Source organism: Kitasatospora sp. NPDC058048 (genome assembly GCF_042885555.1).
Taxonomy (GTDB): Bacteria; Actinomycetota; Actinomycetes; order Streptomycetales; family Streptomycetaceae; genus Kitasatospora; species Kitasatospora lactacystinica.
Window position 1 is genome coordinate 96110 of record NZ_JBHVRT010000018.1, and the last position, 12004, is coordinate 108113.

Genomic DNA, 12004 nt, shown 5'->3' on the forward strand with positions numbered 1-12004 from the left:
CCGAAGGAACCGGCAGGACCGAAGAAACCGAAGAAGGGGCCCTCCTCCGCACCGCCGTGCGGAGGAGGGCCCCTTCGGTGTACCGCCCGTCGACTAGCGCTGGGGACGGAGTCGACGGACGGCGACCAGGACGCCCGCTCCGAGGGCGAGGAGGAGGGCGGAGCCGAGGGCGAGGAAGGTGTTGCTGGAGGAGGAGCCGGTCCGGGCCAGCTCGGGGGTGCCGGCGGGGGCGGTGGTGGCCGGGGTGGTGGCCGGGGTCGACGCCTTCGGGGCCTCGGCGGCCGGGGAGGCGTCCTTGGTCGTGTCGGCGGCCGGCGCGGAGCCCTTGGCGTCGGCGTCCTTGGCGTCCTTGGTGGGTGTCGGCTTCGGCTTGGCCGGGGTGGTCGGCTTCGCGGACGGCTTCGGGTGCACCACCTCGACCTCGGCGATCGCCCCCCGGCCCTGGCTCGGCGTGGCGATGACCTGGAGCCCGTTGATGCCCTTGGCCACGTCGGCGGAGAGGCCCACCCGGTAGCGGAAGGTGACGGTGCGACCGTTGGCGATCGGCACGCCCGCGGACCGGGACTCGCCGCCGATCGCCGGGTCGCAGCCGTTGCGCAGCGTGATGCGCTGCCACTGGCCGTTCGACATGACCTCGGCGGTGACCTGCGAGGGCTTCGGGGTGGTCCCGTCGGGGTTGAAGAACGAGATGCCCGGGGCGATCCGGTGGTAGTCGGCGCCGGTGTTGTTGGTGACCTTGATGCTGATCTCCACCTTGGGGCCGCCGACGGTGATCGCGGTGGGGGCCTTGAGGAACGTGGTGGTGGCGCCCTGGCCGTGCAGCTCGAAGGAGTTGTCCTGCTCGTCCGCGGCGGACGGCTTCGCCGGGGCGGTGACCGGGGCGTCGTCCGGGGCCCCGCAGGCCCAGGCGGTGTCGGTGGCGAGGAACTGGACGCCGCCGGCGAGGACGACGGTGGCGGCGACGGTGGCGATGCGGCGGCGGCCGGAGAGCGCGCGGTCGTTCTTCGCGAATCGGGTGATAACGGGCGTGCGCATGATGTGAGTCCCCCAGGGTCGACGTGCTGATGGTGTGAGTGGTGAAGACGACCGGTTCCGCTCCTCGTGAGCGGGAGCGTTCCCCGGCTCCGCCGGTCCCGCTCGCCGTGCCTTCATCCGTGGGACGCGCAGCCCCGGCGGGGGTCGCAGGTCGGTTTCCGAGAGTTTCCCGCCGGGGCCGAGCGGCGCCCGGACCCGGCGGGCGCCGGTCAGCGCTGGTGGCGCAGGCGGCGGACGGCGACCAGGACGCCGGCGCCGAGGGCGAGGAGTGCGGCGGAGCCGAGGGCGAGGAAGGTGTTGCTGGAGGAGGAGCCGGTCTGGGCCAGCTCGGGGGTGCCGGCGGGGGCGGTGGTGGCCGGGGCCGACGCCTTCGGGGCCTGGGTGGCGGGGGCGGCCGGGGCGGTGTCCGCGGTCCGGTCGGCGGCGGGCTCGGCGGCCTTGGTGGGCGCGGGCTTGGGCTTGGCCGGGGTGGTCGGCTTGGCGGTGGTGGTCGGCTTGGCGGTGGCGGTGCCCTGGGGGTGGGTCACCTTGACCGTCTTGAAGGCCGAGCTGCCGGCGCCCTGGGAACCGGCCATCTCCGCCGAGGCGAACAGGTTGATCGTGGTCACGCCGGCGGGGGTGGCGGCGGCCAGCGAGTAGCGGAACTTGAAGGTGTCGGAGCTGTTGGCGGCCATGCGCTGGCGCTGGGAGCCGGTGACCTCGACGGAGCGCATGCAGCCGTCCTGCAGCTGGAGGTTCTTCCAGGCGCCGGTGTAGTCCAGGTACTGGATCCTGACGTCCTTGAGGCGGGTCGCGGCGCCCGAGCCCGGGGTGACGAGGCCGAGGAAGGGCTCCATGCCGTGGGCGTCCTCGTCGCCCTTGTTGGTGACCTTGAGGGAGACCTCGTTCCAGCTGCCGTCCGCGACCACCGAGGACTTGGCCGAGGTGATGGCGGTGTCGGGGGAGAGCCCAGGCACGTTGGTCGGGGCCTCGTACGCGCCGCCGAGCCGGTGGTCGCCGCAGGCCCAGGCGGTGTCGGTGGCGAGGAACTGGACGCCGCCGGCGAGGACGACGGTGGCGGCGACGGTGGCGATGCGGCGGCGGCCGGAGAGCGCGCGGTCGTTCTTCGCAAAACGGGTGATAACGGGCATGCGCATGACGTGAGTCCCCAGGGTCGGCGTGCTGATGGTGTGAGTGGGTGAAGACGACCGGCTCCGCTCCTCGTGAGCGGAAGCGCCCCCCGGCTCCGCCGGTCTCGCTCTCCGTGCCTTCATCCGTATAGACGCGCATCCCCGCGGGGGGTTGCAGACGGGTTCCGAAATTTTTTCGGGCTTCTCCGGCGGGTCCCGAAGACGGCCCGAGGAATGGTTGGTATGACCTGGATGATCCGAAATGTGCGGATCGTTCGGCCAGGTCGGTGACTTTTTCGCGGCCGGATAGGGGAGTCCCGGCCGCCCGGGTACGTCTCCGCTCCATCACCCGGGCGACACCGGGCGACCGGCTCCCGGAGGACGCACCCGTATGCCGCCTGGCAACCCTGGCCGTCTCGTCCGGAGTCTGGCCGCACTCGTGCTGGTGTCCGCCGCCGCTCTCCCGGCCGCCCTGGAACTGACCGGCCCCCCGCCGTTCGGGGTGATCGGTCCGGGGGCCCCGGCCGACCGCGCGGTGCCGCCGCACACGGCCCTCCAGGCCGACCAGCGGATATCCGCGGCCGCCCCGACGGTCGACATACGCCGCACCGGGGACCCGGCCAACCGGATCACCCTGGTGCTGCTCGGCGACGGCTACACGACAGACGAGCAGGAGCTCTTCCGGCAGCAGGCCGACAAGGCCTGGCACGCGCTGATGGACATCGAGCCCTTCCGCACCTACCAGGGCTTCTTCAACATCAGGAGGGTCGAGGTGGTCTCCCCGGTCTCCGGGATCGCCGAGTCCGAGAGCCGCGGCCGCAGGACCGCCACCCCGCTCGGCATGCACTTCTGGTGCGAGGGCACCGCCCGGCTGCTCTGCGCCGACGAGTCCGCCACCGCCCGCTACGCGGGCAACGGCGCTGGGCCGCAGTACCTGATAGCGCTGGCCAACTCCACCGAGTACGGCGGCGCCGGCGGCACCGGGGTGACCACCCTGGCGGGCGGCAGCCCGGACGCCGGGCGGATCATCCAGCACGAGATCGGGCACACCGTGGGGGACCTCGGAGACGAGTACGACAGCGCCCCGGACGACGCCGACTACCCGAACCTCGCCACCCTCAACGCCGACGACATGCGCAGGAAGCAGACCAAGTGGTGGCGCTGGCTGGGCGCCGAGTCCCCGGACGGGGCCGGCGTGATCGGGGCGTACCGCAGCGCCAACGGCCTCTACCGGCCCACCCCGGACTCGGTGATGCGCACCCTGGGCAGCGCGTACAACCTCCCCTCGCGCGAGGCGATCATCGAGGAGCTGTACCGCAGGGTCCGGCCGACCGACGCCCCGGTGCCGGCTCCCGGCGAGGTGTCCGGGCGGCCCCGGCTCGACGTCCGGCCGCTGCCGCTGACCGGCCCGCGGCAGCTGAAGGTGGAATGGAAGGTGGACGGCGTCCCGGTGGCCCCGCAGTCCGCCGACGGCTCCTGGCTGGACACCGCCCGGCTGGAGCTGGCCCCGGGCCGGACGGCCACCGTGACGGCGACCGTCCGGGACACCACCGACTGGGTGCGGGACGAGGCCTTCCGGGAGCGCTCCATGACCCGCTCGGTGTCCTGGACGCTGACCGGCTGACCGGCTGAGGCCCGGTCGCGTGCCCCCGGGTCCGAGCATCCCATCATGGGATGACTAATCTGGTCGGACTATGACCGTGGAGCCCGCTCGCCCAGCCCCGTCCCCGTCCGTCCCCGCTCCCCGGCTCATCGCCGACCCCCCGGCCGCGCCCGTACCCACGCCCGGTGCCGCGCCCGCGCCCGCGTCCGTGCTCGCGGCCGCGCCGCCCGGCGGCCGGGCGGCCTGGCTCGCCTGGTCCATCGGGGTCAGTGTCTACATCCTGGCCGTCATCCACCGCACCAGCCTCGGGGTGGCCGGACTGGACGCCGCCGACCGCTTCGGCATCGGCGCCTCGGCGCTCTCCACCTTCTCGATCCTCCAGGTGCTGGTCTACGCGGCCATGCAGATCCCGGTCGGCCTGCTGGTCGACCGGTACGGGCCGCGCCGGGTGCTGCTGTCCGGCGTCGTGCTGCTGAGCGCCGGCCAGCTGGCCTTCGCGTTCAGCTCCGACTTCGGCCCCGCGCTGGCCTCCCGCGCGGTGCTCGGCTGCGGCGACGCGATGACCTTCATCAGCGTGCTGCGGATCGCCGCCCGGTGGTTCCCGGCGGCCCGGAACCCGTTCGTGGCCCAGCTGACCGGTCTGGCCGGGATGGGCGGCAACCTGGTCACCACCGTGGTGCTCGCCAGGGCGCTGCACAGCGAGGGCTGGACGGCCACGTTCACCGCGATCGCGCTGCTGGGCGCGGTGGTGTTCGCGCCGGTCGCGTTCCTCCTGCGGGACGCGCCCCACCAGGAGCCCGTCGTCCGGCCCGGGGCGGCCGCGGCGCGGCCGAAGGTCGGCCGGCAGGTCCTCGCCTGCTGGCGGGAGCCGGGCACCCGGCTCGGGCTCTGGATCCACTTCACCACCCAGTTCCCCGGCAACGCCTTCGGCCTGCTCTGGGGCCTGCCGTACCTGGTGCAGGCCCAGGGGATGTCCCGGGCCGGGGCCGGCGGGCTGCTGACCCTGCTGGTGCTCAGCAACATGACCTTCGGCTTCGTCTTCGGCCGGCTGCTCTCCGTCTCGGCGCGGGCCCGGATGCCGATCGTGCTGACCGTCGTCGCGACCACCGCGCTCGGCTGGGCGCTGGTGCTGGCCTGGCCCGGCGGCCACCCGCCGGCCTGGCTGCTGGTCGGGATCATCCTGGTGATGGGCAGCAACGGCCCGGCCTCGCTGGTCGGCCTGGACTACGCGCGCTCCCGCAACCCCGCGGAGCGGCTCGGCACCGCCTCGGGGATCGTCAACATGGGCGGCTTCATCGGCACGATGATCACCCTGTTCGGCATCGGCGTGCTGCTGGACGCGCTCTCCCCGGACGGCGCCGGGTCGTACTCGGCCACCGCCTTCCGCTGGGCGTTCTGCTGGCAGTACGTCCCGCTGGCGGTGGGCACGGCGATGATCCTGCGGCTGCGCCGGAAGGTCGCGGCGCAGGCGGGCTGAGCCCGGGGCCGGACGGGCCCCGGGCGACGGCTCGTACGGCCCCGGGCCTCAGATGGTGACCGAGAAGTTGGCCAGCACCCGCTCGGCCAGCTCCCGGTCGCCCTCGACGGAGACCGGGCCGGGCCGGCCGCGGCCGCAGGCGAGCCGCAGGTAGGTCTCCCAGTCCATGGTGAGCTGGACGTCGGGGGCCAGGCTGATCGACTCGTCCACGGTGCAGTGGCCGGTGGCGTCCACCCGGACGGTGCGCAGGAACTCCACCGGGCCGGTGACGTCCAGCACCAGGGCCGTCCCGGCCGGGGCCCCGGCCTTGTTGGCGACGGCCTTGGGCAGCAGTTCCAGCAGCAGGTCCCGGGTGATCAGGGCGGCCGGGGCGTCCAGGTTGCCCGGGGTCTCCAGGGCCCGGCGCAGGTCCTGCTCGTGCACCCAGACGTCGAAGGCCCGCATCCGCAGCAGCTCGTGGTACGGGACGTCCCTGGCCAGCGGCCCGGCCGGCCAGCGCACCGGCTCCTCGGGCGTCTGCTTGGCGTTCCGCAGCGCCCGGGAGCGGCGGATGATCGTGTACTCCAGCTCGCCGGTCATCTCCAGCGCGGTGTGGCAGCGGCGCTTGTCGACCGGCAGCTCGACGTAGCGGGCGAACTCGGTGGTGACGTGACGGAGGTCACGCGGCAGCGAGTGGATCGGGCGCGGGTCGCCGAGCAGGTCGGACTCGACCGCGATCACGTGCGAGACGATGTCGCGGACGGACCAGCCGGGGCACTCGGTGGCCCGGTTCCAGGAGCCCTCGGGAAGGGGGGCGACCAGCTCCGATATGGACTCGATGGTCTGGGTCCACGCCTCGGTGTAAGCCTGCACGGTCTGGTTGTCCGTCACGGGAATCTCCGGCCCTCCGTCAGCTTCCTTGCCGCCTGCGCCCCGCCGTCACGGCCGACCGGGATGGTCCGGCTTTCCGGGCGCGCACGCTAACCGCACGTTACGCTGCCGGGAGACAGCTGGGCAGCGCTTTCGGGTGACGATCGTAGGTCTCTTGCCGTGGACGGTGGTACTGTGCGCGCTTCATTGATCCAACTCGCGGTCTCCGACGAGGAGCCGCCCGCCGAGCGGAGGGCTCGGGCGGCGGCCCTGGTACGGGCACAGCAGGGCGCCGACCTGGTGGTGCTCCCGGAGCTGTGGCCGCTCGGCGGCTTCGCCTACGACCTCTGGTCGGACGGCGCGGAGACGCTGGACGGGCCCACCTCGGACGTGATGTCGGCCGCCGCGCGGGCCGCCGGGGTCTGGCTGCACGCCGGTTCGGTCGTCGAACGCGATCCGGACGGGCCGATCTACAACACCTCGCTGCTGTTCTCCCCGGACGGCGAGCTGGTGCACACGTACCGCAAGATCCACCGCTTCGGCTTCGACAGCGGCGAGGCGGTGGTGATGGGCGCCGGGCAGGAGATCGTCACCGCGCCCACCGACTTCGCCACGCTGGGCCTGGCCACCTGCTACGACCTGCGCTTCCCGGAGCTGTTCCGGGCGCTGCTGGACGCCGGGGCGCAGCTGCTGGTGGTGCCGGCGGCGTGGCCCGCCCGGCGGCGCGAGCACTGGACGCTGCTGGCCCGGGCCCGGGCGGTGGAGGAGCAGGCCTTCGTGCTGGCCTGCAACACCGCCGGGACGCACGCCGGGGTCGAGCAGGCCGGGCACAGCATCGTGGTGGACCCGTGGGGCCGGGTGCTGGCCGAGGCGGGGGCGGGCGAGGAAGTCCTGACGGTCGAGTTCGATCCGGCCGAGGTGGCGAAGGCGCGCGCGGAGTTCCCGGTGCTGCGGGACCGTCTGCTGGGGATTCCGGCGCCGGTCCAGCGCTGAGCGGGGGTGGGCGGGGCGCCGGGGACGGCGTTCCGGAGGGTTGGTTCGTACCTGGGTCGGTCGGGTTTGAGAAGATGAGCACTCGTCGTGTTCCCCGCCGGCCCGGACGAGGGCCGGCACGGTAGGCCGCCCGAGGAGGTCGCCCCATGCCTGACAACGGCGCAGGCGACACCCCCCGCCCCGTCATCCACCGCAACAGCCTGCGCGAGCAGATCGCCGGCGCGCTGCGCGAGGAGATGATGGCCGGCCGGCTCGCGGCCGGCCGCAACTTCACCGTCAAGGAGATCGCCGAGCTGTACGGCGTCTCCGCGACCCCGGCCCGCGAGGCCCTGGTCGACCTCGGCGCGCAGGGCCTGCTGCGGGCCGAGCACCACCGCGGCTTCACCGTGCCCGAGCTGGGGTGGGACGACTTCCTGGAGATCTTCGAGTCCCGGGTGCTGATCACCGACAGCTTCCACCGCCAGTACGCCACCCGCCGGGCACTGCCCGACCTCGGCCGGCTGCCCTCGCTGCACCGGCGGGCCGACGCGGCGGTGCGGGCGGCCCGGGCCGGGAACCTGGACGTCATGGTCGGCTGCGACCGCCGGTTCTGGCAGGAGGTCGGCGCGCTGCTCGGCAACCGCCGGATCGCCGACTACCTGGACTGGCTGCGGGTGCAGTCCTGGATGTTCGCCGCGCCCTACCTGCGGGAGCTGCCCGCGCTGGGCGGGATCTGCTGGGAGCGCCACCCGGACCTGGTCGCGGCGATCGAGGCCCGCGATGCGCTCGGCGCGCACCGGATCATCTGCGAGTACAACCTGTACACCGTCCGGCTGCTGGCCGGGCTGGCCGGGCAGCCGCTGGAGTCGGTGACCGTGCTGGACCTGCTCACCGAGTTCGTCGGGGAGGAGCCGGCGCCGGTGCCGGCCGAACCGCCGCCCGCGCCGGCGGCCCCGCCGGAGCCGGGCGACGAGCCCGAGGCCGGTGCCGGGCCCGGTGCGGCCCGCACCGGGCGGACCCGCAGCGCCGACGTCGGCCGGGAACTCGGCCGTGAGCTGGGACTGGGCCTCGGGCTGGTGCCGCAGCCGCGCACGGTGCCGTACGGCCGGTTCGGCCGACGGCTGTCCGAACCGTCCCCGGAGGCCCCTCGGGGACGGCCCGACCCGCACGCCGCGCCGGGCCGGTAGGGTGGGCGGTCATCGGACCGGGCGCCTCCTGAAGGGCCGTCCGGATACCGACCCGACCCCCGTCGTCGCCCCGCCCGCGCGGGCGATCCCCGCCTCCGGAGAGGAACTGCCGGCCATGGCCTGCGACCTCTGGCTCGTCCCGCTGGTGGACGCGCTGAGCCACAGCCCCGACAACCCCTTCCGGGACGACCTCGCGCTCTACAACTCGGTGCTGGCCTCGCGCGGGCTGCCCGAGGTGCCGGTCTACCGGTTCGTCCCGGGCATCAGCGGCGCGGTCGAGCCGATAGCCGCCTTCGACTACGACTCGCTGCACTTCCTGCGCCGCGCCTACCTGTTGGGCCTCACCGGCCTGGACATCACCCCGGTCGACGCGCTCGGCGGCGACTACGAGCAGTTGCTGGAGATGTTCGAGAGCAGCGCCGAACAGTCGCACCTGGTCTGGCACTTCGACCACGCCGGCGCGTACGTGCCGGTCGAGTTCGCGGTGCCGCTGGTGGACGACACGCTGCTCGCCGCCGGCGGCCCGCTCGGCTCCAGCCACGGGCTGCTGCGCGAACTCCAGGCCGTCGCACCGGCGCTGGGCATCGACCCGCTCAACCCGCCGGACCCGACCCGGCCGCTCGGCCCGACCGGCCTGGAGCAGCCGTTCGGGCCGCCGATCGACGACGTCCACCCCTTCGCCCGGGAGCGGCACGCCTGGTCGGGCCTGTACGCGGCGGCGACCAGGAGCGTCACCCAGGGCTCGATGATCGTCTTCGCCTGACCCCGGGCGGACAGATTCAAGGGCACCCGGCGGGAATTGTCGGACACGCCTCAGCGCAGCGGCCCCTCCGGCGGCCGCTGGCGCGGCATGGTGGGCCGGGTGCCCGGCGGCGGCAGCACCCGCACCTGGGCGCCCACCCCGGGCTCGCTGCGCCCGCCCCAGGCCCCGCCGGACTGGGTGGGCAGCTGGGTCATCGAGGCGCGGAACTCCAGCATCCACTCCGAGGTCTCGGAGCGGACCATGTCCGAGACGTCCTCGCAGAACCGGCGCAGCACGCCCAGGCAGCGCTCGGCGGCCTCGCCCGCGGTGCCCTCGGTCGGGCCGAGCACCTCGCGAACGCACTCCGACGCCCAGTCGAACTGGAAGGCCTCCAGGCGGCGTTGCAGGGCCTGGCCGGTGGAGACGTCCCGCATCCAGCCGGAGGTGAGGCCGAAGACCCGGTCGGTGGCCAGGCAGGCGGCGGAGAGTGCGAAGCCGACGTAGCCCCAGCCGGTGCCGTGCGCGAAGGCGCCGGCCAGGTCGACCAGCGGGGCGGTCACCCCGCCCACCGCGAAGCCGGCCGCGCCGAACCGCAGCACGCGGGCCCAGCGGCGCTTCCAGACGCGGTCCCGGCGGTACCACTCGATCGCCTCGACCGCCCGCTCCTCGGACCAGCGGTAGAGCTCCTCCAGCCGTTCGGCGGGCTCGCCCCAGTCCCCCAGCGGGAACTGGCGGGTGCTCAGATCGGCCCGCTGGCGGGTGGAGGCCCGTCGGACGACGGCGGCGGCGGGCGGGTCCTCCTCACCGATCTCCTTGCCCCAGGCACTCTCCTCGGGCTGCATTTCCGGCTGGCTCACCTGTGGGGCTCCCTGTGGCGGGCGGACTGCTGGCTCTGTCGGCGCAACGGCTGACGTGGTGTCCGCCGGTGGTTCTCCAACAGCACTTCTTACCGCCAAATGGCTGACCGTGGGGGCGCTTCTCCGCTGATCGTTACCGGTTTCGGCCAACGGAACCCGAGGTGGGCGGGTTGCGGGAGGCGGCGAGATTTCACCCGTCCGAGCGAGGGGCCGGTGACCCGACGTCGTGACCCGACCACCCACCGCCGAACCGGCCCCGCCGGGCTTGGAGGATTCTCCGACATCCTCGGCGTACGGAGCTCCTCCGCTGGAGGATCCGACGGGACCGGAGAGCGGCCGGAACAGGCCACCGACTACGCTGCCAGGCGTGAAGGTCCTCGTCATCGGCGGCGGCGCCCGCGAACACGCCCTGTGCCGCTCCCTGTCCCAAGATCCCGCAGTGACCGAACTGCACTGTGCCCCGGGCAACGCCGGGATCGCGCAGGTCGCGACGGTCCACCCGGTCGACCAGCTGGACGGCGCGCAGGTCGCCGCGCTGGCCGGCCGGCTCGGTGCCGCCCTGGTGGTGGTCGGCCCGGAGGCCCCGCTGGTGGCCGGCGTCGCGGACGCCGTGCGCGCGGCCGGCATCCCGGTGTTCGGCCCGTCCGCCGCGGCCGCCGAACTGGAGGGCTCCAAGGCCTTCGCCAAGGATGTGATGGCCGCGGCCGGCGTCCCCACCGCCCGGTCCTACGTCTGCACCACCGCGGCCGAGGCCGCCGAGGCGCTGGACGCCTTCGGCGCCCCGTACGTGGTCAAGGACGACGGCCTGGCCGCCGGCAAGGGCGTCGTGGTCACCTCCGACCGCGCGGCCGCGCTGGCGCACGCCGCCGGCTGCGAGCGCGTGGTCATCGAGGAGTACCTGGACGGCCCCGAGGTCTCGCTGTTCGCGATCACCGACGGCACCACCGTCGTCCCGCTCCAGCCCGCCCAGGACTTCAAGCGCGCGCTGGACGGAGACGAGGGCCCGAACACCGGCGGCATGGGCGCCTACTCCCCGCTGCCGTGGGCGCCCGCCGGGCTGGTCGAGGAGGTCCTGGAGACCGTCCTCCAGCCGACCGTGGACGAGCTGCGCCGCCGCGGCACCGAGTTCTCCGGCCTGCTGTACGCGGGCCTGGCGCTCACCTCGCGCGGCACCCGGGTGATCGAGTTCAACGCCCGCTTCGGCGACCCGGAGACCCAGGTCGTGCTGGCCCGGCTGCGCACCCCGCTGGCGGGCGTGCTGCTCGCCTCCGCCACCGGAAGCCTGGACCAGCTGGAGCCGCTGCGCTGGGACGAGGGCGCGGCCGTCACCGTGGTCGTCGCCTCCGAGGGCTACCCGGACGCCCCGCGCACCGGCGACCCGATCGAGGGCCTGGCCGAGGCGGAGGCGGACGGCACCGCGTTCGTGCTGCACGCCGGGACGAAGGCGGACGAGGACGGCCGGGTGCTGAGCGCCGGCGGCCGCGTCCTGTCGGTCACCGCCACCGGCACCGACCTGGCCGAGGCGCGCGAGCGCGCGTACGCCGCGGTGGACCGGATCTCCCTCAAGGGCGGCCAGCACCGCACCGACATCGCGCTGAAGGCGGCCACCGCCTGAGCCCCCGCCCGCTCCGACCGCGGCCCCCGTGCGAACCGCTCGCACGGGGGCCGCGGTGCGTGCCACCGCGGTACGGGCGGCGGCCCGCGGCCGCCCGTACCAGCAGGGGCGAGCGGGATTCGAACATCTGCGCCCACCGGTCAACCCCATGGGCGCAGCGTTCCCGGCGTTTCGGGGCTGGAGCGGCCGCGGGGGCCGACGCACCGTTCGGCCGACGGATTCCAGCCCATCGGGTGACAGCACCCGTATCCGGCTGACGCAACCGGCCGCGCGGCCTTATGGTGCGCTGGATCGCGGTGCGCGGGGCCCGTGCGCCGGGGTCGCCGCCGGGTAGCGGTGCTCCCACGGGGGGATGCTGGACGGCGTCCGGCCGGTCGGTCGTCGGGGTGCTTCGCACCGGACCGGTCGCCGGCGTCCGGGCGGTGTCACCGGAACCACCGGAACAACCGGGCGGCGTCACCGGAACAACCGGGCGGTGTCACCGGGACGAGTGGAAACCGGGGTGATCCGGAACGCCCACCCGGACCGGGGCGTCGAAAATGTCAGTAGCGCCACGCA

At 74.2% G+C, this 12004-nt stretch carries 10 protein-coding genes; 6 read left to right on the top strand and 4 right to left on the bottom strand.

The window, feature by feature from the left end:
• Positions 1-93 precede the first annotated feature (93 nt).
• Positions 94-1035 carry an LPXTG cell wall anchor domain-containing protein gene (locus tag ACFVVA_RS20470; protein WP_387691346.1) on the bottom strand — a complete coding sequence of 314 codons (942 nt, stop codon included), beginning with the start codon at positions 1033-1035 and terminating at the stop codon, positions 94-96.
• A 209-nt stretch (positions 1036-1244) separates the two neighbouring features.
• Positions 1245-2171, bottom strand: coding sequence for an LAETG motif-containing sortase-dependent surface protein (locus ACFVVA_RS20475; protein ID WP_387691348.1), 927 nt, complete (start codon positions 2169-2171; stop codon positions 1245-1247).
• A 364-nt stretch (positions 2172-2535) separates the two neighbouring features.
• Here ACFVVA_RS20475 and ACFVVA_RS20480 point away from each other — a divergent pair, with 364 nt between their 5' ends.
• Positions 2536-3768, top strand: a complete 1233-nt coding sequence (locus tag ACFVVA_RS20480) for a M64 family metallopeptidase (protein WP_387691350.1) — start codon at positions 2536-2538, stop codon at positions 3766-3768.
• Between the two features lie 70 nt (positions 3769-3838).
• On the top strand, positions 3839-5224 hold the full coding sequence (locus ACFVVA_RS20485) for a nitrate/nitrite transporter (RefSeq protein WP_387691352.1): 1386 nt from the start codon (positions 3839-3841) through the stop codon (positions 5222-5224).
• Between the two features lie 48 nt (positions 5225-5272).
• Here ACFVVA_RS20485 and ACFVVA_RS20490 read toward each other — a convergent pair whose 3' ends face one another.
• Positions 5273-6094 carry a maleylpyruvate isomerase family mycothiol-dependent enzyme gene (locus ACFVVA_RS20490; protein WP_387691354.1) on the bottom strand — a complete coding sequence of 274 codons (822 nt, stop codon included), beginning with the start codon at positions 6092-6094 and terminating at the stop codon, positions 5273-5275.
• A gap of 174 nt (positions 6095-6268) precedes the next feature.
• Between ACFVVA_RS20490 and ACFVVA_RS20495 the strand changes: the two genes are divergently transcribed.
• The 3 genes from ACFVVA_RS20495 to ACFVVA_RS20505 all read left to right on the top strand — a co-directional run bounded on the left by ACFVVA_RS20495 (position 6269) and on the right by ACFVVA_RS20505 (position 8995).
• Positions 6269-7066: a carbon-nitrogen family hydrolase gene (locus ACFVVA_RS20495; RefSeq protein WP_380541343.1), complete on the top strand. Its 798-nt coding sequence runs from the start codon at positions 6269-6271 to the stop codon at positions 7064-7066.
• 146 nt (positions 7067-7212) lie between these two features.
• Positions 7213-8232: a GntR family transcriptional regulator gene (locus ACFVVA_RS20500; RefSeq protein WP_387691356.1), complete on the top strand. Its 1020-nt coding sequence runs from the start codon at positions 7213-7215 to the stop codon at positions 8230-8232.
• A 115-nt stretch (positions 8233-8347) separates the two neighbouring features.
• Complete coding sequence (locus tag ACFVVA_RS20505; RefSeq protein ID WP_359897704.1) at positions 8348-8995, top strand: hypothetical protein; 648 nt, start codon at positions 8348-8350, stop codon at positions 8993-8995.
• A gap of 50 nt (positions 8996-9045) precedes the next feature.
• Here the strand turns inward: ACFVVA_RS20505 and ACFVVA_RS20510 are convergent, their stop codons facing one another.
• Positions 9046-9831: an SLATT domain-containing protein gene (locus tag ACFVVA_RS20510; protein WP_359897705.1), complete on the bottom strand. Its 786-nt coding sequence runs from the start codon at positions 9829-9831 to the stop codon at positions 9046-9048.
• Between the two features lie 367 nt (positions 9832-10198).
• On the opposite strand from ACFVVA_RS20510, the gene purD reads away from it, so the two are divergent.
• Entirely contained in the window at positions 10199-11446 is a 1248-nt protein-coding gene (purD, locus tag ACFVVA_RS20515) for a phosphoribosylamine--glycine ligase (protein WP_387691357.1), read from the top strand.
• Positions 11447-12004: the final 558 nt, after the last annotated feature.